This window comes from Mycobacterium sp. NPDC049093 (assembly GCF_040704635.1).
Lineage (GTDB): Bacteria > Actinomycetota > Actinomycetes > Mycobacteriales > Mycobacteriaceae > Mycobacterium.
In genome coordinates, this window is sequence record NZ_JBEZJS010000007.1 from 105,782 (window position 1) to 131,698 (window position 25,917).

Annotated in this window: 26 protein-coding genes and 1 riboswitch; of the genes, 8 read left to right on the forward strand and 18 right to left on the reverse strand. The window is 65.9% G+C overall.

Features of this window, described 5'->3' with window-relative positions; all coding sequences use genetic code 11:
* Window positions 1-16: 16 nt before the first annotated feature.
* From AB0876_RS26475 to AB0876_RS26485, 3 genes are all read right to left on the reverse strand, one after another.
* Window positions 17-571: an FcoT family thioesterase gene (locus tag AB0876_RS26475; RefSeq protein WP_491841173.1), complete on the reverse strand. Its 555-nt coding sequence runs from the start codon at window positions 569-571 to the stop codon at window positions 17-19.
* Window positions 572-573: 2 nt separating this feature from the next.
* On the reverse strand, window positions 574-1,443 hold the full coding sequence (gene scoE, locus AB0876_RS26480) for a (3R)-3-[(carboxymethyl)amino]fatty acid oxygenase/decarboxylase (RefSeq protein WP_491841172.1): 870 nt from the start codon (window positions 1,441-1,443) through the stop codon (window positions 574-576).
* An 80-nt stretch (window positions 1,444-1,523) separates the two neighbouring features.
* A complete protein-coding gene (locus AB0876_RS26485) occupies window positions 1,524-2,987 on the reverse strand; it encodes a PPE family protein (RefSeq protein WP_526043340.1) in 1,464 nt (487 codons plus the stop codon).
* A gap of 191 nt (window positions 2,988-3,178) precedes the next feature.
* Between AB0876_RS26485 and AB0876_RS26490 the strand changes: the two genes are divergently transcribed.
* Window positions 3,179-3,988 carry a class I SAM-dependent methyltransferase gene (locus AB0876_RS26490; protein ID WP_526043341.1) on the forward strand — a complete coding sequence of 270 codons (810 nt, stop codon included), beginning with the start codon at window positions 3,179-3,181 and terminating at the stop codon, window positions 3,986-3,988.
* A gap of 29 nt (window positions 3,989-4,017) precedes the next feature.
* Here AB0876_RS26490 and AB0876_RS26495 read toward each other — a convergent pair whose 3' ends face one another.
* The 3 genes from AB0876_RS26495 to AB0876_RS26505 are packed head-to-tail and all read right to left on the reverse strand — an operon-like array spanning window position 4,018 to window position 7,509.
* A complete protein-coding gene (locus AB0876_RS26495; protein ID WP_526043342.1) occupies window positions 4,018-4,926 on the reverse strand; it encodes an HpcH/HpaI aldolase/citrate lyase family protein in 909 nt (302 codons plus the stop codon).
* Between the two features lie 30 nt (window positions 4,927-4,956).
* On the reverse strand, window positions 4,957-6,141 hold the full coding sequence (locus AB0876_RS26500) for a CaiB/BaiF CoA transferase family protein (protein WP_491841168.1): 1,185 nt from the start codon (window positions 6,139-6,141) through the stop codon (window positions 4,957-4,959).
* A 9-nt stretch (window positions 6,142-6,150) separates the two neighbouring features.
* On the reverse strand, window positions 6,151-7,509 hold the full coding sequence (locus tag AB0876_RS26505) for an LLM class flavin-dependent oxidoreductase (protein WP_491841167.1): 1,359 nt from the start codon (window positions 7,507-7,509) through the stop codon (window positions 6,151-6,153).
* Window positions 7,510-7,577: 68 nt separating this feature from the next.
* Between AB0876_RS26505 and AB0876_RS26510 the strand changes: the two genes are divergently transcribed.
* Window positions 7,578-8,231 carry a GntR family transcriptional regulator gene (locus AB0876_RS26510; RefSeq protein WP_526043343.1) on the forward strand — a complete coding sequence of 218 codons (654 nt, stop codon included), beginning with the start codon at window positions 7,578-7,580 and terminating at the stop codon, window positions 8,229-8,231.
* A gap of 15 nt (window positions 8,232-8,246) precedes the next feature.
* Here the strand turns inward: AB0876_RS26510 and metE are convergent, their stop codons facing one another.
* The 3 genes from metE to AB0876_RS26525 form a co-directional block, all read right to left on the reverse strand.
* The gene (gene metE, locus AB0876_RS26515) at window positions 8,247-10,520 is read right to left on the reverse strand and encodes a 5-methyltetrahydropteroyltriglutamate--homocysteine S-methyltransferase (protein WP_526043344.1); all 2,274 of its coding nucleotides are present in this window, start codon (window positions 10,518-10,520) and stop codon (window positions 8,247-8,249) included.
* Between the two features lie 128 nt (window positions 10,521-10,648).
* Window positions 10,649-10,864: riboswitch (cobalamin riboswitch) on the reverse strand.
* 57 nt (window positions 10,865-10,921) lie between these two features.
* Window positions 10,922-11,596: a sensor domain-containing protein gene (locus tag AB0876_RS26520; RefSeq protein ID WP_526043345.1), complete on the reverse strand. Its 675-nt coding sequence runs from the start codon at window positions 11,594-11,596 to the stop codon at window positions 10,922-10,924.
* Window positions 11,597-11,711: 115 nt separating this feature from the next.
* Window positions 11,712-12,305, reverse strand: coding sequence for an Rv2240c family protein (locus tag AB0876_RS26525; RefSeq protein WP_526043346.1), 594 nt, complete (start codon window positions 12,303-12,305; stop codon window positions 11,712-11,714).
* Between the two features lie 419 nt (window positions 12,306-12,724).
* Here AB0876_RS26525 and AB0876_RS26530 point away from each other — a divergent pair, with 419 nt between their 5' ends.
* The 5 genes from AB0876_RS26530 to AB0876_RS26550 all read left to right on the forward strand — a co-directional run bounded on the left by AB0876_RS26530 (window position 12,725) and on the right by AB0876_RS26550 (window position 15,899).
* Window positions 12,725-13,420 carry an MspA family porin gene (locus AB0876_RS26530; RefSeq protein ID WP_491841162.1) on the forward strand — a complete coding sequence of 232 codons (696 nt, stop codon included), beginning with the start codon at window positions 12,725-12,727 and terminating at the stop codon, window positions 13,418-13,420.
* Window positions 13,421-13,511: 91 nt separating this feature from the next.
* Entirely contained in the window at window positions 13,512-14,195 is a 684-nt protein-coding gene (locus AB0876_RS26535; RefSeq protein ID WP_491841161.1) for an MspA family porin, read from the forward strand.
* A gap of 31 nt (window positions 14,196-14,226) precedes the next feature.
* The gene (locus tag AB0876_RS26540) at window positions 14,227-14,967 is read left to right on the forward strand and encodes a hypothetical protein (protein WP_491841160.1); all 741 of its coding nucleotides are present in this window, start codon (window positions 14,227-14,229) and stop codon (window positions 14,965-14,967) included.
* Between the two features lie 184 nt (window positions 14,968-15,151).
* Window positions 15,152-15,463, forward strand: a complete 312-nt coding sequence (locus tag AB0876_RS26545; protein ID WP_526043347.1) for a hypothetical protein — start codon at window positions 15,152-15,154, stop codon at window positions 15,461-15,463.
* Between the two features lie 97 nt (window positions 15,464-15,560).
* Window positions 15,561-15,899 carry a hypothetical protein gene (locus tag AB0876_RS26550; protein ID WP_526043348.1) on the forward strand — a complete coding sequence of 113 codons (339 nt, stop codon included), beginning with the start codon at window positions 15,561-15,563 and terminating at the stop codon, window positions 15,897-15,899.
* Between the two features lie 28 nt (window positions 15,900-15,927).
* Here AB0876_RS26550 and AB0876_RS26555 read toward each other — a convergent pair whose 3' ends face one another.
* Both AB0876_RS26555 and AB0876_RS26560 read right to left on the reverse strand, forming a co-directional pair.
* Complete coding sequence (locus AB0876_RS26555; protein WP_491841157.1) at window positions 15,928-16,326, reverse strand: hypothetical protein; 399 nt, start codon at window positions 16,324-16,326, stop codon at window positions 15,928-15,930.
* Window positions 16,313-16,858, reverse strand: a complete 546-nt coding sequence (locus tag AB0876_RS26560) for a signal peptidase II (RefSeq protein ID WP_491841156.1) — start codon at window positions 16,856-16,858, stop codon at window positions 16,313-16,315. Before AB0876_RS26560 ends, AB0876_RS26555 begins: the two co-directional genes overlap by 14 nt.
* A gap of 196 nt (window positions 16,859-17,054) precedes the next feature.
* Here AB0876_RS26560 and AB0876_RS26565 point away from each other — a divergent pair, with 196 nt between their 5' ends.
* A complete protein-coding gene (locus AB0876_RS26565; protein WP_491841155.1) occupies window positions 17,055-17,807 on the forward strand; it encodes an enoyl-CoA hydratase in 753 nt (250 codons plus the stop codon).
* A gap of 16 nt (window positions 17,808-17,823) precedes the next feature.
* Here the strand turns inward: AB0876_RS26565 and AB0876_RS26570 are convergent, their stop codons facing one another.
* The 7 genes from AB0876_RS26570 to AB0876_RS26600 form a co-directional block, all read right to left on the reverse strand.
* On the reverse strand, window positions 17,824-19,008 hold the full coding sequence (locus AB0876_RS26570; RefSeq protein ID WP_526043349.1) for a 2-oxo acid dehydrogenase subunit E2: 1,185 nt from the start codon (window positions 19,006-19,008) through the stop codon (window positions 17,824-17,826).
* On the reverse strand, window positions 19,005-20,012 hold the full coding sequence (locus AB0876_RS26575) for an alpha-ketoacid dehydrogenase subunit beta (protein ID WP_526043450.1): 1,008 nt from the start codon (window positions 20,010-20,012) through the stop codon (window positions 19,005-19,007). The genes AB0876_RS26570 and AB0876_RS26575 overlap by 4 nt, the downstream gene beginning before the upstream one ends.
* Before the next feature lie 82 nt (window positions 20,013-20,094).
* Window positions 20,095-21,183 (reverse strand): pyruvate dehydrogenase (acetyl-transferring) E1 component subunit alpha, encoded by a 1,089-nt coding sequence (gene pdhA, locus AB0876_RS26580; RefSeq protein ID WP_526043350.1) that lies wholly within the window; start codon window positions 21,181-21,183, stop codon window positions 20,095-20,097.
* A gap of 232 nt (window positions 21,184-21,415) precedes the next feature.
* On the reverse strand, window positions 21,416-22,222 hold the full coding sequence (locus tag AB0876_RS26585; protein ID WP_491841152.1) for an HpcH/HpaI aldolase/citrate lyase family protein: 807 nt from the start codon (window positions 22,220-22,222) through the stop codon (window positions 21,416-21,418).
* Complete coding sequence (locus AB0876_RS26590) at window positions 22,222-22,710, reverse strand: MaoC family dehydratase (protein WP_526043351.1); 489 nt, start codon at window positions 22,708-22,710, stop codon at window positions 22,222-22,224. The genes AB0876_RS26585 and AB0876_RS26590 overlap by 1 nt, the downstream gene beginning before the upstream one ends.
* On the reverse strand, window positions 22,707-23,909 hold the full coding sequence (locus AB0876_RS26595) for an acyl-CoA dehydrogenase family protein (protein WP_526043352.1): 1,203 nt from the start codon (window positions 23,907-23,909) through the stop codon (window positions 22,707-22,709). Before AB0876_RS26595 ends, AB0876_RS26590 begins: the two co-directional genes overlap by 4 nt.
* On the reverse strand, window positions 23,906-25,903 hold the full coding sequence (locus tag AB0876_RS26600) for an acetyl/propionyl/methylcrotonyl-CoA carboxylase subunit alpha (protein WP_526043451.1): 1,998 nt from the start codon (window positions 25,901-25,903) through the stop codon (window positions 23,906-23,908). Before AB0876_RS26600 ends, AB0876_RS26595 begins: the two co-directional genes overlap by 4 nt.
* Window positions 25,904-25,917: the final 14 nt, after the last annotated feature.

Consider the following 25,917-nt stretch of genomic DNA (forward strand, 5'->3'; position numbering starts at 1 on the left):
TTGCTCTCGTAGAAGGTCAGGGGATGTTGAGTGCGGCCAGTTCAACTTCACCGGATGCGGCGCCCCCGTCCTCATCCCAGAATTCCACCGTGCACGGAATCTTGAGATAGCGAATCGTCCGGTCGACCACCTCGAAGTCCTTGCACAGCAACCGCGCCGAGAACCTCTGGGACTTGATCGGACGCTTGAACCGCGATTTGGTCGTCTTGATCAACATGCTGGGGAGTTGATAGTTGAAGTAGTCCTCGATCGACCAGCCCCGGAATTCGGGTATCACCTCGTTGAGGATGGCCGGCGCGAACGCACTGTAGGCGAGTTGGTTGAAGCACAGAACCCACTCGGCGGCGTTGAAGTGGCCGGTGTCCCGGATGTATGCGGGCTCTTTGATGCTGAAGTTCCCAGTGGCGGATACCGAGGTCTCGGTGGCCTCGTACTCCGCGTCGAGAAGATACCGGCACCCTTTGTAGGAATAGGGTTCCAACACCTTGACCAGCAGATCCTCGGGGATCGGCGCCATGCGGGTGATGTCGTACCCACTCGTGACCACAGACAGTGTTTCGGCGGTGCTCATGCTCATACCCCATATCCCGGTGTTGTGAGGCCGTCCAGCATGGTCAGCCGATGTGTAGTCAAAGTTCCTGGCGTCGTTCCGTGTTTCGCCCGGTGCATCAGAACCCGGTTGTCCCACAACACGACATCGCCCACTTCGTAGTGCTGGGCATGGATGAACGGCGAGGTGAAATCCGGATCGAGCTGTCCGGTGGCGGTCATGAGTTCCTGCAGCACGGTGGGCTCCAGGACGCGTCCGTTCCGGTCCTCGATCTTCGTGGTGCCCGATGCGCAGATGTAGAGAATTTCCTGCCCGGTCTTCGGGTGTCTGATCACCGTCGGCCAGGCGATCGGAGGAGTGGTCTTGGAGATCTCATCCCACACCTCGCCGATCGGCTTGTACACGTCATGCGGGCGAATCTTGATGTGCCGCCGAGGATCATGGGTGGCGAAGGTGCCACGGACCGGGTCGCGCACAGCATCAGGCAGAGACTCCCACACCTTGTTGAGGTCGATGAAGTAGGTTCCGCGGTCAGTCCCCGGCACGGCCAGTGGCACCACCATCGAGAACGCGAACGGCTCGGGCATGAACATGTAGTCGATGTGCCAGAACGCGCCGGTCCTCGGGACGCCGTTCCCCTCCTCGGTGGAGGAAACGAAGATCTCCGGGTGGTCTTTGTGGTGATAGATCGGCTCGTAGTACGTGACGACGTCGCCGACGATGCGGCCCAACCGCAGGAATTCCTCGGGAGTCGGATGAACGTCTTTCAGGATCACCAGCTTGTTCTGATAGACGACCTCCCGGATCTCTTCCCTGGTGATGTCGTCGAGATTCTTGGGGTCGATTCCCGTGACTTGCGCCCCGAGCCCCTCCCCCAACACATTCAGCGTCAACTCTTCTCCTCGTTCGGCACCGTGGAGCGCCGGTGGTGCGACTATCGGATTGGTCGAATCAAACTCGTTGAAAGTTCCGGCTATTCGCGATTTTTCTGTGAACTACCTGTCCAGGTGGCCGGCAGCATGGGCATGGATTCTCCGGAACTGTCAGACCGAACCATCCCCGCCGCGGGTGCACTCGTGGCGACCGCAGCGGCCCCGGAGAACCCGAGAGGGGTTACCCCCTGCGTGCTGGAGATCAGTGACGCGGGCCGGCCGCCATCGGGGACCTCCGCTGCCTCGGTGTCCTCCAGAAATTCGTAGCGGTAGCTGCGGGCGCGGTCTCGGTTGCGACGTGCCTGCTTTCGACGGGTGCGCGCGACGACCGCTGCCCTGGCCGCCGCGACGGTGGTCAAGGTATCCGCCATTTCTCCAGGGGATTTCGCGCCAACCCTCGGGCCTGCCGCCACCGCCGGTGGATCCAGACCCGGTAGGGCGTAGCCGACAAAGGATGGGCCTGCCGGCCCGCCCGCCGCACCAGGACTGCTCGGGGCGGGTACACCTGACCCCGCACCGGTCGGCGGAACTGCTGTTGACCCCGTGGACAGGGGCGGCGGCATGCCGACATCAACCGACCCGCCGGCGCGATGGCCTGCGTGGACTTCGGCGGGTCCCGGCATCGGCCCAGGCGCCGGAACCCGGTTCTGCAGCAGCGTCAGTGCGCTCAGCGCGCCGAGGGCACTGAGCGCCGGCGCGAAGAACGGTAGGAGCAGTAGCGAATACGAGGCGTAGTACGGATACCAGAGCATGTCGTAGAGCACCAGCGCGATGGCGGCGAGGATGGCGGTCTCGGCCGGGTTGAAACCCAGTTGCCCGAAGAACTGTTGGAACGTTTCAAGGAGCTGTTGGGGATTTCCGGCTCCCGAAATGAGGTCCGAGATCAGCTTCCAGATGTCGCTCAGTTGCAGGTCACCGGAGGTTGCGCTCGACGTGTTCTGCTGCTCGCTTCGTGCTTCACCCCCCGGCGCCAGGATCGACGGAGCCGGCCGGGTCGGCGGAACCGCCGAATACGCGCTCGCGGCCACCGCGTCATAGGTGGCCATCGATTCGGCCGCCTGCAACCACATCCGCACGTAATCGGCCTCGTTGAGTGCGATCGGGATGGTGTTGATACCGAAGAAGTTGGTGGCCAGCAGCACACCGTGGGTGACGTGGTTGACGGCGAGTTCCGCCAGGGTCGGCATGGTTGCCAGGGCGCTGCTGTACGCCGCAGCGACCGTCTGATGCTGCGCGGCGGTGACGGCGCTGTCGGCTGAGGCCTGCTCCAGCCATGCCAGGTAAGGGCCGTGGGCTGCCACATACTGTGCAGCGCTCGGTCCTTCCCAACTGCCGACCTGCACAGCGGCCAGGATTTGCGTGAGTTCTACCGCCGCTGCGCTGTATTGCGCGCTCAAGTCCTGCCACTGGGCAGCCGCGGCCACCAGCGAGCCTGGGCCCGGCCCGGCGGTCAACAAAGCCGAATGCACCTCTGGAGGCACCGCAAACCAGAGCGGTGCGGTCACGTCATCACCTCCTCGCATGAGCGTTGATTGCGACCACACAGCCCGGTACGCGTTGCCTCGTAATTCAGCTAGTCGGGCCCGAACGCCGGAAAGTTCCCGAGTTGTCGGTATTGACCGGTCAACCGGGGCAATGACTCTCGACGGCGCGACACGTGTGCGGCTGCTGGTGCGTTCACGGGTACGGTCGGCGCATGCCAGTCATCGACGCTCGTCACCTGACCGCGATCTCAGAGACCGCGCTACTGACACTGCACCAGAGAGCAGCCGAGGCAGCCCGCCCCGACGGCATCATCGAGGACCCGCTGGCGATCGCCCTGCGTGACAGCCTCGGGTACGACTACCAGCATTTCGGCCGTACCCACCAGGCCACCGCCCTGCGGGCCGTCGCGTTCGACAACGCCACGCGCCGCTATCTGCAGGTGCGGCCGCGCGCCACCGTGGTGGCCCTGGCCGAGGGGCTGCAGACCAGCTTCTGGCGCCTCGACAACGGCGAGATGAGTTGGCTCTCTGTGGATCTGGAGCCCATTGTGCAGCTTCGTCGGCAACTACTTCCGCCCTCGGGCAGACTCCGCCACCTGGCACAGTCCGCGTTCGACTATTCCTGGATGGATCAGGTCGACCCCACCAACGGTGTGCTCATCACCGCCGAGGGGTTGTTCCAATACCTGGAGCGCGACGCGGTGCTGGATCTCATCGCGACATGTGCCGCCAGGTTCCCCGGAGGACAGCTGATCTTCGACAGCGTCCCGCGATTTCTGAGCTGGTACTCGCAGCGACGCGGCATCAAACTCAGCAAGGAGTACACCGCGCCGCCGATGCCGTTCTCATTCACCGCCGACCGGTATGACGAGCTGCGTGCCATCCCCGGCGTTCGCGCCGTCCACGAACTCGAGATGCCGGCGGGGCGCGGCAAGGTCCTGTCGAGCGCAGCGGCGCTCATCTACCGATCCCGCTCGCTCGAGCGCTTCCGAGCACCGACCAATGTCGTCGAGTTCGGTTGACACGTCGGAGTTGTGAGCCGAACGTGGGCCTACGCGACGCCAATCAGCGCGGCGCGGGCCAATACCTCTTCGGCCTTCTTGACATGAGCGGCGTCAACGAGCACACCCTCGACTCCAACCGCCCCACGACCCGCTGCCTCGGCCTCCCGGTACGCCGCGACGTTGCGGTGCGCCAACGCGATCTCTTCGGCTGACGGGGCGAACACGTCATTGGCGACCGGGACCTGATTCGGATGGATCGCCCACTTTCCGGTGTAGCCGTACAGCGACGATCGACGCGCCTCGGCCTCATAGCCGGCGACGTCCGCATAGTCGGGGTACGGAGAGTCGATGGCGTCGATTCCGGCAATTCGCGCCGCGACCATGATCTTGTTGCGTGCATACGCCCAGAAGTCACCGGTGTACTCACCCATCGGCACGAAATTGGTGTCCACCCGTGCGCCCTGCGACAGAGAGAAGTCGCCGACGCCGAAAATCACCGCGTCCAGTCGGGGGCTCGCCCGTACGATCTCCTCGGCATTGGCGAGTCCTTCGACCTCCTCGATCAATACCTCAAGCCGAATCTTCTTCTCCAAGGAGAGCTTTTCCTCCAACTGGGTGAGCAGCAGGTCGACCCACCACACGTCCTTGGCGGTGCGGGCCTTGGGAATCACGATGGTGTCGAGTTGGGCACCGGCATGAGTGACGACCTCGATGATGTCGTCGTGGCACCACGGGGTGTCGAGGCCGTTGATCCGGATCGCGCGTGCGGTCCGGCCCCAGTCGAGCTCGGTCAGTGCCCGGATGGCCTTGGCCCGCGACTCCACCTTGAGCCCTACCGGAGTCGCGTCCTCCAGATCGAGGAACACCAAGTCGGCACCACAGGTGACGCCCTTGACGAACATGTGGTCGTTGCAGGCAGGCAAGGCGAGCTCAGAACGACGAACCAGATTGGCCATGAGATGTGAATTCCTTTGCATAACTGACTGTTAGAGCACACCAGCGGTGTGCAAGCGATCGACTTCTTCAGCTGCCAGGCCCAACAGCTCGTGGTAGACCTCGGCGTTGTGTTCACCGAGGCGGGGGCCCAGCGAGTCCACCCTCCCGGCGTTCCCCGAGAACCTCGGGACGGGAGCCTGCACCGTCATGGCGCCGAGTTCGTCGTCGGCGACTGATACGAACACCTGTCGATGCTGCAGTTGCTCGTCAGCCACCAGGTCGGCAATCTCGTACACTGGCGCCGCGGCCACTTCGGCTGCGTCGAACACCGCCATCGCCTCCGACAAGGTTTGCGCAGCAACCCATTCCGCCACAACAGCGTCAACTTCCGCAGCGCGCGCCAGCCGGCGCTGCGGATCGGAGAAATCGGCATCGGACACCAGGTCGTCGCGCCCGATGGCGCGGAAGACTCTCAACGCCAGGCTCGGCGAGCTTCCGGACATGGCCAGCCAACGCCCATCGGACGTGCGATAGGTGTTGCGGGGCGCCGATATGTCCCAGCGATTGCCGGCCCGGTGTGGAACGATACCGAGCTGGTCATAGCTCAACAGGTTCTGCTCCAGCAGTCGAGCCAGAGGGTCGACGAGATTGATGTCGATCAATTGACCACCGGCGCCGTGCACGTCGCGGTGATAGAGCGCCATCATCACGGCATAGGCGGCGTTCAGCGACGCCACCCCATCGGCGAGCATGAAAGGAGGCAGAGTCGGTGGACCTTCGGCTTCGCCTGTCACATGGGCGAATCCGCTCATCGCCTCGCCCAGCGTGCCGAACCCGGGGCGCGCACTCTTGGGTCCGGACAGCCCATACCCGGTGATGTGCAGCATCACGATGCGGTCGTTGATCAACCGCAGCGACTGGTAATCCAGGCCCCATTTGGCGAGGGTTTGCGGCCGGGTGTTGACGATGACGACATCCGACTTCTCGACCAGGCGCCGCACCAGATCCTGACCTTCGGTCACGCGCAGATTAGCGGTCACCGATTTCTTGTTGCGGGACACTGACTTCCACATCAACCCGACACCGTCGCGTTGACTACCCCAGGTGCGGATGGGATCGCCCTGGCCGGGCTGTTCGACCTTGATGACCTCTGCGCCGAACTCGCCCAGATACGTCGCGGCGAGCGGGGCTGCGGCCAGTGTCGCCAGGTCGAGCACCCGGATTCCGCTGAGCATGGCCCCCATCTACGACGCCGAACTGGTGAGTGCGCCGGCAGGCCGATCCAGACCCAGGTGGTCACGCAGAGTGGATCCGGTGTATTCGGTACGGAACAATCCCCGATGCTGCAGCTCGGGCACCACCATCCGCACGAAGTCCTCGTAGGATCCCGGTGAATGCGTTGCGGCCATGACGAATCCGTCGCACGCACCGCTGGTGAACCACTCCTCCATCTGGTCTGCCACCTGCTTGCCGGTGCCGACGAAGCGCGGACCTTGCAGCAGAGTCGCGCGGTGCCCGGCCAGGTCACGCACCGTCACCCTGTCCCCACCGATATGGGCCCGCAGATTCTGTACCAGCCCCCGGATGCCCGAGACCGAGGCGATCAGCTCATCGGTCACCGGATCATCGAGGTCATGCTGGGCGAAGTCATAGTTCATGAGCTCCGACAGCAGGGTCAGCGAGGCCATGGGGTCCACCAGGTCGTTGAGGAACATGTCCTCACGTTCCTTGGCATGGGACTCCGTCTCTCCCACCACCGCGTAGGCCATCGGACAGATCCGCACCGAGGCCGGGTCGCGGCCCGCCTCGGCGATCCGTGCTTTCTGATCGCTGTAATGCGAGCGGGCCACGTCAATTCCGGGATCACCGGTGAAGATGAGATCTGCCCAGCGCGAGGCGAACTCGCGTCCGCGGCCTGAGGACCCCGCCTGCAGGATCACCGGACGGCCCTGCGGTGTGCGCGGAACCGTCAGCGGCCCGCGGGTGGAGAAGTAGCGACCGACGTGCCCGAGTTCATGCACTTTGCCGGGGTCGGCATAGAGCCCGGAGACCCGATCGTGCTGGATCGCACCGTCCTCCCAGGTGTCCCAGAGTCCGGCGACAACGTCGAGAAACTCGTCGGCACGGTCGTAGCGTTCGTCGTGACCGAGATGGGTGTCGATCCCGAAATTTTGCGCCTCGCTGTCGTTGACGGAGGTGACCACGTTCCAGGCTGCACGTCCTCGAGACAGGTGGTCGAGCGTTGCGAAGGTCCGAGCGACGTGGAATGGGGCGTAGTACGTGGTCGAGTAGGTCGCGCCCAGTCCGATATGCGAGGTGGTCTGCGCGAGTACTCCGAGGATGACGCTCAAATCGAGCTTGACCGGCCGCGCCCCGTAGCGGACCGCCTCGGCGACGGAACCCCCGTAGATGCCGGGCATCGCCAGCCGGTCGTCGAAGAACATCAGGTCGAAACAACCCTCTTCCAACTGGCGACCGAGCTTCGCGTAGTACGAAGCGTCGAGATAGCCGTGTTCGGTTGCGGGGTGACGCCACGAACCGGCGTACACCGAAGTGCTTCCTGCCTGCATGAACGCCACGAGCGACATCTGATCGGTACGCATTACTGGAATCTAACATCTGATATATCAGATATCAAGGATGATGTTTGGTCGGTCGGTACGCTGCACGGATGACCCCGCTTGATATCTCGGGCACCGTGCGCGAGCGCGCGGCTCGCGAGTTGCGCGACCGGATCATCACCGGCGTGCTCGCGCCCGGGTCACGCATCGACCTCGACGCCATCACCGAAGAGTTCGCGACCAGTCGCACCCCGGTCCGGGAGGCGCTGCTGGAACTGTCCTTCGAAGGCCTGGTGCGTGTCGCGCCCCGCAGCGGGATCACCGTCATCGGCGTCAACTCCGAAGACGTGACCGACAGCTTCACCATCCTCGGTGTCCTCACCGGGCAGGCCGCTGCCTGGGCCGCCCACCGGGTCACACCCGACGAACTGGCTCGGCTACGCGAGTTGGCCGCCGACGTGGCCCGGCGGTCGGGCGAGGACAGCATCGGCGAGGCAAACTGGCTGTTCCACCAGGAGATTCACCGCGCCGCCCACTCCCCTCGCTTGCTGACCCAGATCCGGCAGGCCGCACGGGTGGTGCCGTCCAATTTCCTGACTGTGTTTCCCGAGCATGAGAAGCACTCGCTCGACGAACATGAGCAGCTGCTGGACGCCCTGGAGGCCAAGGACGCCGAGGCTGCCCGCACCATTGCCGAACGCCACGTCCTGGAGGCCGGGCGCTCGTTGGCGGCCTGGCTCAACGCTCAGACCGCCACGAGCTGACCCGGACACCGGGGGCTACCCCGCGCGCACCTTCGCGGTAGCGGTGACCAGATGCTTGAGCGACTCGGTCACCTCATCAGTGGTCCGGGTCTTCAAGCCGCAGTCGGGATTGACCCAGAGCCGCTCGGCCGGAACGGCTTTGAGCGCCTCCCGCAATGATGTGGCGATCTCGTCGACCCCGGGCACCCGGGGCGAGTGGATGTCGTACACACCCGGGCCGACGCTGTTGGAGAAGCCGATGCCGTTGAGGTCATCGAGCACCTCCATATGCGATCGGGCCGCCTCGATCGACGTAACGTCGGCATCCAGGTCGGCGATCGCCCCGATCACCTCACCGAACTCCGAATAGCACAGGTGCGTGTGGATCTGCGTGGAGTCCGCAACCCCGGAGGTGGACAGCCGGAACGCATCGACCGCCCAACTCAGATAGGCCTCCTTGTCCTTGGTGCGCAGCGGCAGCAGTTCGCGTAGGGCGGGCTCGTCGACCTGGATGATCGCGATACCTGCCGACTGCAGGTCCACCGTCTCGTCCCGGATTGCCAGGGCGACCTGAAAAGCGGTGTCGGCCAACGGCTGGTCATCGCGGACGAAAGACCAAGCCAAGATAGTCACCGGCCCGGTGAGCATTCCTTTGACCGGCTTGTCGGTGAGCGACTGCGCGTAGGTAGCCCAGTCAACCGTCATCGGCTGCTGACGAGTGACGTCACCGAACAACACCGGCGGACGTACGCAACGGCTGCCATACGACTGGACCCACCCGTTCTTGGTGGCGAAGAAGCCGTCGAGCTGCTCGGCGAAATACTGCACCATGTCGTTGCGTTCGGGTTCACCGTGCACGAGCACGTCCAACCCGAGCTGCTCCTGCAGCCGGATCACCGATTCGACCTCGGCCTCCATCCGGTAGCGGTACTCGGCCTCGTCGATCTCGCCGGCCACCAGCGCCGCCCGTGCCTTGCGAATGTCGACGGTCTGCGGGAACGAGCCGATTGTGGTGGTCGGCAGAGACGGCAGACTGAGCCGCTCATCCTGCGCCCGGCGACGTTCGGTGGCGGCGCCGCGGCTGATGCCACCCGCCAGGACGGACTGCAGCCGAGCCCGGACGCTGTCATTGTGCAGCCGGGGATCGCCGGCCCGCGACGCGGCCGCAGCGTTGGACGACTCGATCTCGGCGGCGACCTTCTCTTCGCCGTCGCGCAGCGCTACCGCGAGAGTCGCCACCTCGAAGACCTTCTCAGCGCCGAATGCCAGCCAGCTGCGCAGCGCGTCATCGAGACCGTCTTCCGGATCGAGGGTGTAGGGCACATGCAGAGTCGAGCATGACGTCGAAACTGCAACTGCCTTGGCATTTCCGCGCAGTGCCGTCAGGGTGTGCAGCGCGTTTTCAAGATTCGTACGCCAGATGTTGCGCCCGTCGACCACGCCCGCCACCAGCAGCTTGTCCGCAAGCTCGGGGACCGCTGAAAGCGCCTTGGCAGATCCGGCCACCAGATCGATGCCAATCCCTTCGACCGGCGTCCGCGCCAGAGCGGGCAACGCATCGGTGAGTTCACCGAAGTAGGTGGCGACGAAGATCGCCGGCCGCTTCGCCAACTCAGCCAGCCGGGTGTAGGTGCGCTCAGCCAGCTCGGCAGCATTGTCGAGGATGTCGGTCACCAGGACGGGTTCGTCGATCTGTACCCACGTGACTCCCTTGCCGGCGAGCACTGCGAGCAACTCGGCGTACACGCCGACGAGCTCGTCCAGCCTGGAGATGGGAGCGTCGGCACCCTCGACCGCCTTGGACAGGGCGAGGAACGTGATCGGGCCGACAAGCACCGGTCGAGCCGGAACACCCTGGGCTGCAGCTTCTTCCAGTTCACCGAGCACCTTCGCCGGATTGAGCGCGAAGTTGGTGTCCGGTCCGATCTCGGGCACGATGTAGTGGTAGTTGGTGTCGAACCACTTGGTCATTTCCAGTGGCGCGATGTCGTCGTTCCCGCGCGCAGCAGCAAAGTAGCGGTCGAGATCATCGGCAATGCCGTGGACACGGGCCGGCAGGGCACCGACCAGGACTGCGGTGTCGAGCACCTGGTCGTAGTAAGAGAAGTCGTTGACCGGGATCGAATCCAACCCGGCCGCCGCCAGTGCCTTCCAGGTGTCGCGCCGCAACGTGGCGGCTACGGACTCCAGTTCGGCGCGATCGATTCGCCCGGCCCAGTACTTCTCGACGGCACGCTTGAGTTCACGATTGGGCCCGATTCGGGGTGACCCCAGAATGGTGGCGGAAAAAGGTATTGCGGTTGTGCTCATGACGAGGTCCTTCAACGTACGAAGAGGATGGCCACCGCCAGGAGACACCGACCGAACGCGACCACCCGCCACGAGTGAGCCGCTTTCGGCCACTGCCCATTCCGCGAGGCGATGAACCACCGGACGCGGCGCGCCCGGTACGGCTGGCAGGTCTTCGGACTCACAGGCACGCACGAAACCGTGCACCTACTGGCCGTCGCTTCCCAGCCGCGCAATCCTGCGTGCCAGTGCTGATGACGGCGGTCGTTCCTGCATACCGCTGCGGGACAGTCCCGGATTCTCACCGGGTTCCCTCTCGCGTCGCATCTCAATCAGCCTGCGACGCTCGATGTCGGCACCGTAAACGCCCCAGTGCCGACAAACCAACTGCGTGGCTCAGACTACCCCGTGGTCAGCACCGCTCATCGAGGCATCGCGGCCTTGATCTTGTCCACCACATCGGCGGCCTGGGTGACCGAGGATCCGGCCGGCTTGCACGCCTGGATGTCCATGACGAGGTTGGCGGCGGCGGCCAGCGCGCGCTGGCAGTCGCGGGTCTGGTCACCGTCGACGCGGGTGAACGGCAGGGTGAGTTCGTCTTCGGTCTGTGTGAGCGCCCCGCTCTTCCATTTGGGCAGCGGTTCACCGTTCAGCGTGATGTTCACCTTGTGGTCGGTGCACTTGGACCACCGTTCCGCCGACTGAGCAAGGAAGTCGTCGGCGTCCTGCGCAGACGGAAAGATCACCACCGACTGCACCAGCAGGTTGTCCCAGTTGTCATTGTCCGGCGACCGGAGCAGCACCTGGCGCATGGCGGCCCAGTGATCCCCGTAGAGGGCGGACTCGTTCACCTGCCAGGCACCGAGGCAATTCAGATTGGGGAGCAGGTTGCGATGGTCGCTCATATCGGTCACGGGTGGGTGCGCCGTCATCCCCTCGGTTCCCATCAGGCTGTTGACCTCTTCGGTGCTGAGCAGCAGCCCCTCGAGTGCCGACTTGGGCACGTCCTTCGGCGGCCCCTGGACCGTGTCGCCGTTGCCGGAACAACTGGTGGCCATCAGCACGAGTGCAACCAACGAGATCACGAGCCGGATCACGGTAATCCTTTACTGCAGGCACGGTGCACCGCGCGTCGGGTGGGTGAATGTTCGAAGGTGGCAGGTGCCGGCCAGGCCGCGATTACCCAATCATTCCAACGTGATTGGCGTTTCGTCAGGCGTGGGTACCCGCGGCGGCACAGGCCATCTGCGCGTTGTTGGCATCGTTGTTGAGCTGGGTGGCCGTGTCGTTGAGCGATTGACCGCCGGTCCGCAGCCCCATCTTCAGCAGCAGCTTGGTGGCACCGAAAGACCATGAGCGCATCGGGTTGGCGATGTCGGGCGACAGCCCCGGCGTGCCTGCGGCGTTCATCGCCGACGCGGCAGCTTCACGCAGCGCCGTCCGGCCGCTGGTGTTCGTCGTGCTGATGGTCGGATCCCCGTAGTCGGGGCGTTCCACACCTTCGATCGAATCGGCGAAATCGCCGTAGTAGGTCGATGCCGAGTCGAGCGCGGTGGCGAACGTCGAGCAAGCCGTAACCGCAGGCACGCCAGGGTCATCCGTGCTCGCAACCGGCACCGGCACCGGACCTGCAACCGGTGCACCCGCCGCCACCGGCGGCAGCTCGGGCACACCGGGCGCCGCCGGCCCCGGTGCGCCGGCTTCATCGTCGGGTTCCGCGAACGCTGTGGGCACGGCACCGAACCCAATGCTGAAGGCAATGAGCAGCGATGCGATGCCTCGCTCGTACACCTGAGACGACCTCAACGATTCCTCCGTCAGTCGGATAGCAGTTCGGCGCCGGGCGCCACAGTTGACGTCCGCGCCTCATCGACGCATCTGCCGTCCCCCCGGATGCACCACACGGTCGAGGGTCCATATGTCCAAAAGGTGAACACCCGGCCAACCCGCTCCCCCTAACGGTCGTCCATTCTGTGCCGACCGTCGCCTCCGATGCCTCATATATGTAATGCGCTGCAGCACACGACATTTCCCAGCAACCTCACAGGTTGGGCGATTCCAGCCCGACGGAAATGAGGTGGGAACTGTTGGGACGTTGTTCACCAAACCGAAACGCGACCGGTTCATGATTCGTCGCGACAGATTCCTTGGGCCCTTTGATTTTTGACGACCACGGCGCGTCGCATAACGCAGGGCCCAGAACCACGAGAGGCGCAAGTTCACGCATGTTGAGTCGTTTTGCCCCCCTGGCTGCAGTCTGCATGTTGGCCCCTGTAGCGATTGCGCCCCTTGCATATGCAGATCCCCCGCCCCCGCCGGACCCGGCAGCCCCCGTCGCCGCGCCCGCAGGGCCCCCACCGGACACCGGCGCGGTGCCGTCGTCGCCTCCCGGCGTCCTGGACACCCCCGACGGCTGGCATGTCACGGTGGCCGGCTCCAACGAGACCCTGCTCCCGGTCGCCCCGCTGACCACCGCGATCTCGTCACGCGAGTACCTCGTCGGCGGCACCTTCAACGGGAAGGTGTCGGGCGGCGGCAAGACCAAGCTGACCGGCGGCACACTTGAGGCCGGGGCCCAGATCGGTTGCGGCATCATCAGCGACGAAACGGAGATCAACCCCGGTATCAGCTTCTCGCCGAGCCTCAAGATTCCGTTCACCGGGTCCGCCGGCGATGTCGGTGCCGGTACGGGTATCAGCTTGCAGGGCAAGGTGTACCTGAAGCCGGGAACGGTCACCATCGTCCCGATCGACAAGAAGTCGTTCAAGGGCTCGGGTACCCGCGTGACGATCACGGGCGTTCGCATCAAGTTCGATCAGTGCGCCGGCCAGTCGTTCATCCGGACCTACGCGACCATGACGAGTTCCACCGACAACACCGACGACGTCATCACCTACCTCGGCGTCACCAAGGCCGTCTGACCTCGGCCCGGAAACGACACCGACCATGAATCACACCGATCATGACGCTGATCCCTCGGATTCGACCCCCACGAGAGGCACAAGTTCCCGCATGTTGAATCGTTTCGCCACCCTGGCTGCTGTCTGCATGTTGGCCCCGGTTGCGTTGGCGCCCCTCGCGTCAGCCGACCCGCCACCGCCGCCGCCGGACCCCGCGGCTGTCGACGCCGGCCCACCGCCGGACAACGGCCTGGTCGCATCCGCCGAGCCGGGCGTGGTCACCACACCGGACGGCTGGAAGCTCACGGTCTCGGCCAAAGACGAGAGCCAGCTGCCGATCGCGCCGCTGACCACCGCCGCGTCGTCACGCGAATACCTTGTCGCAGCGACGTTTACCGGCACCGTCACCGGCGGCGGGTCCACCTCGCTCACCGGCGGCACGCTGGACACCGGCTACCAGATCGGCTGCGGTATCGAGCTGGGACAGGTCCGCCTCATCGGATCGATCGGTCTGAGCACGTCGGGCTCGACGCTGGCCGGCATCATCCCGACCGGTGTGAGCATGCCGATGTCGGGCACTATCGAGATCCACGCCAAGCCCGGCACCGTCACCAACGTCTCGGTGAACAAGAAGTCGTTCAAGGCCGCGCCGGTGCGCGTCACGGTGAAGGACGTCCACATCAAGATCGACGGCTGCGTCGGCCAATCATTCCTGCGCTCGTACGCAACCCTGACCAGCTCCACCACCGACACCGACGATGTGGTCGCGTACTACGGCGTCACCAAGGCAGTCTGACGGGCTGGATGTGAGAGCGAAACACGAAGGCATGAGCGAGAACCCGGACGGCACATTCGCGGTCAAGCACGCGATGGCCACCCTCGCCGCAGCCGGGCTGTTCGTGGTCGGCGCGGCGGTTGCCTGCTCGGCAACCGCCGCGGCCGACCCGGCACCGCCGGAGGTTCCAGGTGCGCCTGCGGTCGCCGCCCCGGCCCCGGCCCCTGAACTGGCACCGCCGCCACCACCCGGGCCGCCGGTGCCCATGATGGGCGCACCGCTCGGGCCGAACGGTCTGTCGGTTCTCGGCCAGACGGGCACCGACACGGCGCCGGGCAGGCTCGGCGTCCCCAACGGGGTCGACATGAGTCCTGGCGCGCTACTGGGCCAGTACGAAGCTCCGTCGGCCCCGGGCGGACCGGCGCCGACCAACGCTCCCAACCTCAGGGCGTTCAACAACGGAAACTTCTTCCCGCAGAACGAGAAGCCGGCAGCGCCCGGCCAGGGCACTGTCGTGGGTGTCGCACCGGGCCAGGAGAACGCGGACATCTCCGGGCTCGACTGGATGCGGCAGATGCACACGATGTACCGCAACGGGAACCTGCGTGGTGCAGCGCTGGGTCAGGTGCCCAAAGAACAACTGGGTGAACCACTTCCGGGTACCGCTCCCCCGCCCGGGACCAACATTCCGTCGGGTCTGGGCGAGAATCTGCCGGACCCGGCGGCGCCACCTCCGGCACCGGGAGCACCGCTGCCCCCAGCGGATCCAGTCCCCCCACCGCCTGCTCCGTGAGACATTCGGGCAGCATCCGGTTATCTCCGGATGCTGCCCGATTTCTATTCCCCGGCAAATGTCACCTACACGATTTTTGATAACTATCTGTTAACTTTCTGTACATCCGGAATACACTGACTGGTAACGGTCGGGGCTGCCGGTGAGAGCGACAGCATGAGATCCGACCGCCGGGAGGATCGAAATGTTGACGATGACTCGATGTTCGAAGGTCGCCGGTCTGGCCGTGCTCATTCCGGCCATTGCGACCGGGGGCGCTCCATTGGCCGCGGCGGACCCGCAGAGCAATGACCAGGCGGACCAGATCATCTCGGCCCTCAGCAACGAGGGCTACAACGTGGCGGTCAACTGGATCGGCGGCAAGAGCACGCTGTCGTTGTCGCTGTGTCGAGTCAATTCGATCCACAACCCCAACCGCGGCTCTCCGGCCCTGCCCAAGTCCGAGGTAACGGTCTACGTGGATGTGCAATGCCCGGACGAGGGCTCGAATTCGTGAACTGCGCGTGAATCGCTCAGCCGAGCAACAACTCCGTCATGCCCTTTCCCGGCGGAATAGACTGACACAAGCCGATCCGACCGCCGGAAGGGCCACCATGCGACGAGTAGTGCGTTGCGCGAAGGTGTTCGCACCCTTCGCAGCACTGTGTGCCGGCATCGTCCTCGCTCCGTCGGCAGTGGCGGACCCGACGACAGGCACTCGATCGGCTGCCGACACGATCAACGACCTGACTGCCAAGGGCTATGACGTCCAGATCAACTGGGTAAGTGGGGTCAGCAGTGAACCGCTCACGCGCTGCCGGGCGACAGCGGTTCACAACCCCGACCGATCTCCGGGTACCGATCCGGCGAATACCACTGTCTACGTAGACGTCTCGTGCCCCAACGGACCCGATGATGACGTGTGGGGCGGTATCGGAATCGGGTTCGGCTGACCTACCGTAGACGCTCCGTCAGCACGAATCAGAACGCTGCCCCGTTGGGCGCCGAGGTGGTGGCGTAGGGATTCGACATGGTCGTCGTCGGCGGCGCGGTTGTGTCGGCCGGGGCTTCCGGCGGTGGCGGTGGCGTAATCGATGTGCCGATGTCCTCGCTGGTGCTCACCGGCGTCCGCGGTGCAGTGCTCGTGGTCGTGGTCACCGCCCGCGACGAAGGCTTCACCGGCGTCACCGGGGTCAGCCGATCAGGTTGAGGGGGCAGCACCGACTGGTGTGACGTCATCAGGACCGCGAACACCAACGCGCCGATGGCCACCACACCACCGATCCCGGCGACGACCATTGCGGCGGGAGTCTCGTGCCATGGCGTTCTCGGCTGGGCCTCGGCCGGATCGACCCGATGGTCCAGATCAACTTCCGGCATGCCACTCCGAACTCCGGGCGGCGCCGTTGAACGGAAAACCCGACAGCGACAACGTAATCAGCCAGACCACACCGGCCAGCACGGCCAGATCCGCCACATTGAACACAGGCATCGGGCCGATGGCCAGAAAGTCGACCACGTGCCCTCGCATCGGGCCGGGGGCACGGAAGAACCGGTCGACGAGGTTGCCTGCAGCACCACCCAGGATGATCCCCAGGCCAAGGGCCCACCACCGAGAGCGGACGTTCACACCGATCCAGGCGATGGCCGCAGCCACCGATAGGACAACGATGGTCAGCAGCACGGTCCGGTCCGCGGCCATCGACATGGCCGCACCGGAATTGCGGGTGAGCTCGCAGGACAGCCAGCTGCCCAGCAACGGGACGGGATGGCCGGGTTCGAGCGTGCCGACGGCAAGCGCCTTGGTCCCCAGGTCGAGCAGGAAGATCGCCCCGGCAGCCATGAACAGGAGACGACGACGCGTCGGCTTTGCCGACTGCGCGCCAGAAATACCGGCAATGTCAGCCGTCACCGAATCATTGTCCGCTCACACCGGCCGGACCGCTGGGCAATGAGGCCGACGTTTCGATGAACATTTGTGGTCACCCGCACGGAGGCTAGGCACCGACTGCCACGCGCCGAATGTCACGCCAGAGTGGCGCGCGAGCGCGGGCGCCACTCTGGCGTGACGCTCACCCGGCAATGCGCACGGAGGCTAGGGTGGCTTCGTGCCGGATTCAGTGTTGGTCAGCGTCGACGATCACATCGCAGTCATCACCGTCAACGATCCCGATCGCCGCAATGCGGTGACCTTCGAGATGTCGGCGGCCCTGCGCGCTGCAGTCGAGGGCGCCGAGGCCAACCCCGACGTGCACGCCGTGATCGTCACGGGTGCGGGCAAGGCGTTCTGCGCCGGAGCCGACCTCACCGCGCTCGGCGAGGCCACCGAGGACGGGCTGCGCAAGATCTACGACGGGTTCCTGGCGGTCGCCAACTGCACGCTGCCCACGATCGCCGCGGTCAACGGCGCCGCAGTCGGGGCGGGCCTGAACCTGGCGCTGGCCGCCGACATCCGCATCGCCGGCCCGGGCGCGCTGTTCGATCCACGGTTCCAGAAGCTGGGCATCCACCCCGGCGGCGGCGCCACCTGGATGCTGCAGCGAGGCGTCGGCCCACAGGTGGCCCGAGCGGCACTGTTGTTCGGTATGCGCTTCGACGCCGAATCCGCGGTGCGCCACGGATTGGCGCTGTCGATCGCCGAAGATCCGGTGGGTGCGGCGCGCATGCTCGCCGCGGGTCCCGCCGGTGCTCCGCGCGACGTGGTGATCGCCACGAAGGCCTCGATGCGGGCCACCGCCGATCCGGGCACGGTCGACACCGACCAGCACGGGACCGCCGTTGACATCGAACTCGGTCCGCAGGCACGCTCGATCGAATCTCCCGAGTTCGCAGCGCGTTTGGCTGCCGCCAAGCGGAAGTAGCGGGCTACAACTCTCCCTACAGGTCCAGCACAGCGAGCTCGGGCGCCTCGACCAGGGTGCGCAGGTCGCCCAGGAATGCCGCGGCCTGCGCGCCGTCGACGACGCGGTGGTCGAATACACACGTCAATGACATGGTCGGGCGGGCCGCAACCGCACCGTCAACAACGACCGGGCGCGGTTTGATCGAACCCATGCCCAGAATCGCCGCCTCCGGATAGTTGATCACCGGTACGCCGTCGTCCAGGCCGAGAGCACCGAAGTTCGACACCGTGAACGTCGACCCGCTGAGCTCCGCCGGGCTGAGCGTGCCGGCTCTGGCCCGCTCGACGAGCCTGGCCACCGCACCGGCCAACTGCCGGGTCGTCATCGTCTGCGCGTCACGGACCACGGGAACCAGCAGTCCGCGCGGCGCGGCCACCCCGAAGCCCAGATGCACGGCCGGATGCCGGTGGATCTGAGCACCTTCCGTGGTTTCCAGCCACGTGGAGTTCAGCAGCTGATGCCGCCCCAGCGCCACCACCAGCAGCCGCAGCGTCAGTACGAACGGCGTGACGGGCAGCTCGGCATCGGCAGCCCGGATCCGGTCGCGCAGCTGCAACAACGCGCTGCAATCGACTTCGACACGGGCATGGGCATCAGGAATTTCCTTGTGCGACAGAGACATCCTTCGCGCCATGGCGGCCTGCACGCCAGTGACGTCGAGGTTCTCCGAGCTACCCGCGGCGGCCAGCACATCGTCACGGGTGACGATCCCCTCGGGCCCCGATCCCGGGACAAGTGCGTCGAGGTCCACATGCAGATCGGCTGCCAGTTTCCGCACCGGTGGTTTGGCACGGGCCCGGTCACCCGTTGCCGGCGCCCGCCTACTGGCATCCATGCTGTCATCGGTGCCGTATCCGACCAGTACCGATTTACGTGGCGTCGCACCATTCTTCGCCGGAGGAGTGGGGGTATCGGCCGGCTCACCGGCATCGATGCGGACCAGCAACGTCCCGACGGTCAAGGTGTCCCCTGCCGCGCCGCCGAGTTCGAGCACCTGCCCGGCGAACGGGCTCGGGATCTCCACCTCGGCCTTGTTGGTCTCGACGGTGCACAGCGTCTGGTTGAGCTCGACCGTGTCGCCCACCGCGACACTCCAGCTGGTGATGGTGGCGTCCTGCAGCCCCTCGCCGAGATCGGGGACCAGGAACTCCCGGTTCACGGCTGTTCCAGCGCACGCTCGACACAGTCGAGCAACCGGTCGACGCCGGGCAGCCACGCCTTCTCCAGCCGGGCCGGCGGATACGGTGTGTCAAAACCCGTGGCGCGCAACACCGGTGCCTCAAGGTCGTAAAAACACTCCTCGGAGATCCGGGCAGCAAGTTCGGCACCGAAGCCCAGGGTCCGAGGGCCTTCGTGCATCACCACCGCACGACCGGTGCGCTGCACCGCGGCCGCGACCGTGTCGAAGTCGAGCGGGTTGAGTGAGCGCAGATCCACCACCTCCAGGCTCCAGCCGCGGTCGGCGGCCAGCTCGGCGGCGTTGAGCGCGGTGCCCACCAGCCCGCCGTAGGTGATGACCGTTACGTCGGTTCCGTTGCGCCGCACGGCGGCCCGGCCGATCGGCGGCGCCGGTGCGCTGGTGTCGACGAGTTCGCGGGCCCAGTAGCGCCGCTTGGGCTCCAGGAAGATCACCGGGTCGGGGCTGCTGATCGCATACCGCAGCAGCCAGTAGGCATCCGACGGGGTCGATGGTACGACGACCTTGAGACCGGCGGTGTGCAGCCAGTACGACTCGGTGGACTCCGAGTGATGCTCGACCGCGCCGATACCGCCGAACGACGGAATCCGCACCGTCACCGGCATCTTCACGTCACCGTGGGTGCGCATGTGGTATTTCGCCAGGTGGCTGGCGATCTGGTCGAAGGCCGGATAGCTGAATCCGTCGAACTGCATCTCCGGAACCGGGATGAAACCGCGGATCGCCAGGCCGATGGAGATACCGATGATCGCCGACTCGGCCAGCGGAGTGTCGAAGCACCGCTCGGCACCGAAGGTTTCGGCCAGCCCCTCGGTGACTCGGAAGACGCCGCCGAGGGTCGCGACGTCCTCGCCGAACACGAGGACATGTTCATCGGCGGCCATGGAATCACGCAGCGCCCGGTTGATGGCCGCGACCATCGTCAGCTCGGTCGGCACCGGCATGACATCCGGCGGCGGAGGCATCTTGAGCAGAGTCAGCTCCGGCTCCCACGGGTCCGGCGAATCACCCTGAGCGGCAGGACGATCGATGATCTGGGTCATGGTCTCACGCCTCCTTCGCCAGTTCGGCCGATAGTTGATCGCGTTGACGTGCCAGATCCGGGGTGATCTCGGCATACACGTTGTCGAACAGCTCGGCCGGATCGGCATCCGCGGCTCCGACGATCGTGTCGCGCAACTCTGCGCAGAGCCGGAGTGACCGCGACGCGACGCGTTGCTCCAGACGGTCGTCGAGCACACCGGTGGTCTGGAGGTAGGTGCGGTAGCGCGCGATCGGATCACGGGCCAGCCAGTCATCGAGCTCGGTGGCCGACCGGTAGCGGGTGGGATCGTCGGAGGTGGTGTGCGGGCCCATCCGGTAGGTGACGGCCTCGATGAGCGTGGGACCGCCGCCCTGCCGGGCTCGTTCGGCCGCCTCTGCCATCACCGCATAGCAGGCCAGTACGTCGTTACCGTCGACGCGGACACCCGGCATGCCATAGCCGGTGGCCCGATGTGCGATCGACGGCCCGGCCTGTTGCCTGCTGACCGGCACGGAGATCGCCCACTGGTTGTTCTGCACGAAGAAGACGCACGGCGCCTTGAACACCGAAGCGAAGTTGAGCGCTTCGTGCGCGTCACCCTCACTCGTCGCGCCGTCGCCGAGAAATGCGACGGTCACCGAATCCTCGCCGAGACGTTGGGCAGCCATCGCCGCGCCGACGGCGTGAAGTCCGTGCGTGCCGATCGGAATCGCGATCGGGGCGACGCAGCGGCTGGTGAACTCCGTGCCCCCGTGCCACTTGCCCCGCCACACCGCACCCATCTGGCCGGGCGTGATGCCGCGCAGCAAGAACGCGCCGATCTCCCGGTACTGCGGGAACAGCCAGTCCGTCTTGCGCAGACAGGCCGTGGCCCCGATCTGTGCGGCCTCCTGACCACGACACGACGCGTACAGCGCCAGCTCACCCTGCCGTTGCAGGTTGATGAATTCCGTGTCCAGATCGCGGGTGACCACCATGGACTCGTAGAGCCAAGCCAGGGTCTCGTGGGGCAGATCGCGGCTGAAGCGGGTCTCGCCGGTGGGTGACCCGTCCGCGTCCACCAGACGTACCGGATCCAGATCGACACCCGGTGCCGCATACATCCCAGCCATACCGCCTCCTTCTCAGGTGACGGCATGTCGCGCCGCCAGTCCGTGAGGTGCTCAGAGCAGCGGCGGTACGTGCAAAACCCCTGGTGAGAGGCTTCCGGCTAATGCCTGGGTGTGGCGCTAGTCAGACGATCCGCTCGGCCCGTCGCAGCACTGGGGCATATCGCCATTATGCGCCCGAACCGAGTTCGGCCGGGTCCATCGCCGGTAACGATTGGAGGCGTGTCGGCCCAAATCAGGGCGCCAGAGCGACGATCCGCTCGGCCCGGCGCAGCACCGGGGCGTCGACCATCAGACCGTCGTGCTGGAAGACGCCACGTTCGGTAGCCACCCGGTCGAGCACTGCCCGTGCCCAGCTGATCTGCTCATCGGTCGGCGCATAGGCCGAGCGGATGACGGCGACCTGCGTGGGGTGGATCGCCACCTTGGCGTCGAATCCGACCGCTACCGCGTCATCGGACTCGGCCCGCAGGCCATCGAGATCCTTGATGTCGAGGTACACCGAATCCAGCGCCAGCTTCCCGTAGGCCTTGGCCGCCAGCAGGGTCTGCGACCGCACGTGCTGGGCGACGTCGCGGTAGGTGCCGTCAGGCCGGCGGTTGGCGGTGCCGCCGGTGACCGCGAACAGATCCTCGGCTCCCCACATCACCGCGAAGGCGTTGTCGGGCTGCACCAACTCGACGACGTTCAGCGCGGCCAGCGGGGTCTCGATCAACACCACGACATCCAGCGGGGCCAGCGCGCGCACCTGATCGGCATGCTCGGTCTTGGCCAGCATCACGGTGGTGTAATCGGTTGCGGCGACTGCCTTCAGGTCCAGCTCGTGATCGGCGCTGTCGGTCGGGTTGACCCGCACCACGGTGCGGGCCGGATCCAGCCGCGTGTCGATCAAGGCCTGGCGAGCGGCGGGGCGGTCCTTGGCCGCGCACCCGTCCTCGAGGTCGAGGATCACGACATCAGCTGCCGCCGCGGCCTTTTCGAACCGTTCCGGCCGGTCGGCCGGGCAGAACAGCCAGCCGGGTCCGTTGTTGCCCAGTGTCATCAGGAACCCCCCTCCGGGCACATCCGCATCAGGGCCTTGCGGGTAGCCGTGGCCACGATGTCACCGTGCTGGTTGCGTCCGGTGTGCACGAACGTGACGATACCCTCGCCGGGACGGCTCTTGGATGCCCGCTTCTCGGTGACGACGGTCTCGGCGTAGAGCGTATCGCCATGAAACATCGGCTTGGGGAAGGCGATTTCGGAGAACCCGAGGTTGCCGACGGTGGTGCCCTGCGTGAGCTGGGAGACAGAGAGCCCGACCAGGGTGGCCAGCGTGAACATCGAGTTCACCAGCCGCTGGTTGAACGGCGGCTGCTGCTCGGACCAGGAAGCATCGAGGTGTAGCGCCTGGGTGTTCATGGTCACCGCGGTGAACAGTGTGTTGTCGGCCTCGGTGATGGTGCGCCCGGGCCGGTGCAGGTAGCGCACCCCGGTCTCGAACTCCTCGAACCACAGCCCACGCTGTTCGATCACTCGCTCCTCGGTCACAGACCCGCCTCCCGCGCGATCAGCATCAGCTGCACTTCGGTTGTCCCCTCACCGATTTCGAGAATCTTGCTGTCCCGGTAGTGACGCGCCACCGGGTATTCGTTCATGAAACCGTAGCCGCCGAAGATCTGGGTGGCGTCGCGGGCGTTGTCCATCGCCGCCTCGCTGGAGACCAGCTTGGCCACCGACGCCGCCTTCTTGAACGGCTTGCCGGACAGCATCAACGCCGCGGCGTCGTAGTAGGCGGCGCGGGCGGTGTGAGCCCGGGCCTCCATCCGGGCGATCTTGAAGGCGATGGCCTGGTAGGTACCGATGGCCGCACCGAAGGCCTGACGCTCCTTGGCGTACTTGACGCACTCGTCCACGCAGCCCTGCGCGACACCGACGGACAGCGCCGCGATGGCGATGCGGCCCTCGTCGAGGATGCGCAGGAAGTTGGCGTAGCCGCGGCCGCGTTCGCCGAGCAGGTTTTCGGCGGGCACACGGACGTCGTCGAAGCTGAGCGGGTGGGTGTCCGAGGCGTTCCAGCCGACCTTGTTGTAGGCCGGTTCGGCGGTGAACCCTTCGATCGGCACGGGGACCAAGATCGAGGAGATCTCCTTCTTGCTCTGCCGATTCCCCAAGTCGCTTCGCTCCTGCCCGCCGGATCCTCCCGCTTCGCCGGTAACCGCCGTGACCGTGACCAGCTTGGTGATGTCGGTGCCGGAATTGGTGATGAACTGCTTGGAACCGTTGATCACCCAGTGGCCATCGTCCATTTTCGCGGTGGTCTTGGTGGCACCCGCATCGCTGCCGCCCCCGGCCTCGGTCAGACCGAACGCACCCAGTGCCTTACCGCTGGCCAGCAGCGGCAGCCACTCTTCCTTCTGCGCGTCATTACCGAAGCGGTACACCGGCATGGCACCCAGTGAGACTCCGGCCTCGAGCGTGATGGCCACGCTCTGGTCCACCTTGCCGAGTTCCTCCAGGGCCAGGCAGAGCGCGAAGTAGTCGCCGCCCATGCCGCCGTACTCCTCGGGGAACGGCAGCCCGAACAGCCCCATGTCGGCCATACCGGCCACGACCTCATACGGGAACGAGTGTTCCTCATCGTGTTTCGCGGCCACCGGGGCGACGACGCTCTGGGCGAAGTCGCGGACGGTCTTGGCCAGTTCCGCGTAATGGTCCGGCAGCGTGCCGGTGGACAGAAAGTCCGTCATTGCTCGTTCTCCTGTGTTGCAGCGGTAATCCGGGCCAGCGGCTGGCCCACCTTGACCTGGTCGCCGACGGCGACAAGTAGCTCGGCCACACCATCGGTGGGTGCCGTCAGGGCATGCTCCATCTTCATCGCCTCCACGGTGACGACCATGGTTCCGGCGGACACCTCGGTGCCGCTCGCAACGCCCACGGCGACAACCGATCCCGGCATGGGACTGACGAGTTCGGCGTCACCGCTGTGCTCGTCATCGGGGCGCACCGGCGCCTCGCGGACCTCCTCGACGAGGTAACTGCGTCCGGCGCCGGAGAGCCACAGCTGACCTACCCCCCCGCTCAGTTGCGCGCCGACCAGGTACTCGGCCCGCATGCCGTCGAGGGTGAGGGTGAACTGATCTCCGACGAATGCTGCACTGACGGTGTGGGTTTCACCGTGCTCGACGGTGGCGGTGGCCTGACCGGGAGTGCCGGTGAGGTGCACGTGGTCGGTGCGGTCGCCGGCCCTCAGCCGGAATGCCGCCGGGGCACGCTCCCCCACCCGCCAGCCGGTCGGCCGTGCCCACAGATCGTCGCCGGCCTCGGTCCAGTTGCTGATCCACTGGTAGGCCGCCGCGGCGATCAACTCGGCGTCGCCGAGTACCTGAGGCGCGAAATCCGGTGCCCGACGGTCCAACAGGCCGGTGTCCAGCCGGCCGGCGGCCACATCGGGATCGGCCAGCAGGAAGCGCAGGAACTCGGTGTTGGTGGTCAGGCCCAGTACCGCGGTATCGGCCAGCGCCCGGTCCAGCTTGTGCAGCGCCGCGGCCCGGTCGGCGCCGTAGGCGATGACCTTCGAGAGCATCGGGTCGTAATCGCTGCCGACGACGGTGCCCGCGGCCAGGCCGGAATCCACCCGCACACCGGGTCCGGTCGGCTCGCGCAATCCCAGTACCGGCCCACCGGTGGGAAGGAAGCCGTTCGCGGGGTCCTCGGCGTACACCCGGGCCTCGATGGCATGTCCGGTCATGACGATGTCGTCCTGGCCGAGCCCGAGCTTCTCCCCCGCGGCAATGCGCACCTGCTGCTCCACCAGGTCCACACCGGTCACCATTTCGGTGACCGGGTGTTCCACCTGAAGCCGGGTGTTCATCTCCATGAAGAAGAACTCGTCGGGTGCATCCGCGGACACGATGAACTCCACCGTGCCGGCGCCCGTGTAGTCGACGCTACGCGCGGTGTCGCAGGCGGCGGCCCCGATACGAGCCCGGGTGGCCGGATCCAGCAGGGGTGACGGCGCTTCCTCGATGACCTTCTGGTGGCGGCGCTGCAGGCTGCATTCGCGCTCACCGAGGTGGATCACGTTGCCGTGGCCGTCGGCGAGCACCTGCACCTCGATATGGCGGGGCCGCAACACGAATCGTTCCAGAAACAGGGTGTCGTCACCGAACGCGGCCGCGGCCTCGCGACGGGCGCTGATCAGCGCAGCAGGCAGGTCGGAAGCCTGTTCGACCACACGCATGCCCTTGCCGCCACCGCCTGCCGACGGCTTCACCAGAACGGGGAACCCGACCTCGGGCGCGCCCGCGATCAGCTCGTCATCGGTCAGGCCCGGACGCGAGATGCCGGGTACGACGGGGACGCCGAACGCAGACACCGCGGCCTTGGCCGCGATCTTGTCGCCCATGGTGGCGATCGCCGAAGCGGGCGGGCCGATGAACACGATGCCCGCGGCCTGCAGTGCGGCGGCGAACTCGGCGTTCTCGGAAAGGAATCCGTAGCCGGGGTGCACCGCCTGTGCACCGGTGCGCTGCGCAGCCGAAACCACTGCGTCGATGTCGAGGTAGCTCTGCCGGGCCGCAGCCGGTCCGATACGGACGGCCACGTCGGCCTCTGCAACATGTCGGGCTCCGGCGTCGGCGTCGCTGAACACCGCCACCGATCGGATGCCCATGGCCCGCAGGGTGCGGATGACCCGCACCGCGATCTCGCCACGGTTGGCGACGAGGACTGTATCGAACAGAGAGAGGCTCATCA

Excerpts from the sequence above, each read along its gene's own strand:
- AB0876_RS26475 (WP_491841173.1), bottom strand. The coding sequence starts at position 571 with ATGAGCACCGCCGAAACACTGTCTGTGGTCACGAGTGGGTACGACATC.
- AB0876_RS26490 (WP_526043341.1), top strand. The coding sequence starts at position 3,179 with ATGCCAGTCATCGACGCTCGTCACCTGACCGCGATCTCAGAGACCGCG.
- AB0876_RS26495 (WP_526043342.1), bottom strand. The coding sequence starts at position 4,926 with ATGGCCAATCTGGTTCGTCGTTCTGAGCTCGCCTTGCCTGCCTGCAAC.
- AB0876_RS26500 (WP_491841168.1), bottom strand. The coding sequence starts at position 6,141 with ATGCTCAGCGGAATCCGGGTGCTCGACCTGGCGACACTGGCCGCAGCC.
- AB0876_RS26505 (WP_491841167.1), bottom strand. The coding sequence starts at position 7,509 with ATGCGTACCGATCAGATGTCGCTCGTGGCGTTCATGCAGGCAGGAAGC.
- AB0876_RS26510 (WP_526043343.1), top strand. The coding sequence starts at position 7,578 with ATGACCCCGCTTGATATCTCGGGCACCGTGCGCGAGCGCGCGGCTCGC.
- metE (WP_526043344.1), bottom strand. The coding sequence starts at position 10,520 with ATGAGCACAACCGCAATACCTTTTTCCGCCACCATTCTGGGGTCACCC.
- AB0876_RS26530 (WP_491841162.1), top strand. The coding sequence starts at position 12,725 with ATGTTGAGTCGTTTTGCCCCCCTGGCTGCAGTCTGCATGTTGGCCCCT.
- AB0876_RS26535 (WP_491841161.1), top strand. The coding sequence starts at position 13,512 with ATGTTGAATCGTTTCGCCACCCTGGCTGCTGTCTGCATGTTGGCCCCG.
- AB0876_RS26540 (WP_491841160.1), top strand. The coding sequence starts at position 14,227 with ATGAGCGAGAACCCGGACGGCACATTCGCGGTCAAGCACGCGATGGCC.
- AB0876_RS26545 (WP_526043347.1), top strand. The coding sequence starts at position 15,152 with ATGTTGACGATGACTCGATGTTCGAAGGTCGCCGGTCTGGCCGTGCTC.
- AB0876_RS26550 (WP_526043348.1), top strand. The coding sequence starts at position 15,561 with ATGCGACGAGTAGTGCGTTGCGCGAAGGTGTTCGCACCCTTCGCAGCA.
- AB0876_RS26555 (WP_491841157.1), bottom strand. The coding sequence starts at position 16,326 with ATGCCGGAAGTTGATCTGGACCATCGGGTCGATCCGGCCGAGGCCCAG.
- AB0876_RS26575 (WP_526043450.1), bottom strand. The coding sequence starts at position 20,012 with ATGCCTCCGCCGCCGGATGTCATGCCGGTGCCGACCGAGCTGACGATG.
- pdhA (WP_526043350.1), bottom strand. The coding sequence starts at position 21,183 with ATGGCTGGGATGTATGCGGCACCGGGTGTCGATCTGGATCCGGTACGT.
- AB0876_RS26585 (WP_491841152.1), bottom strand. The coding sequence starts at position 22,222 with ATGACACTGGGCAACAACGGACCCGGCTGGCTGTTCTGCCCGGCCGAC.
- AB0876_RS26595 (WP_526043352.1), bottom strand. The coding sequence starts at position 23,909 with ATGACGGACTTTCTGTCCACCGGCACGCTGCCGGACCATTACGCGGAA.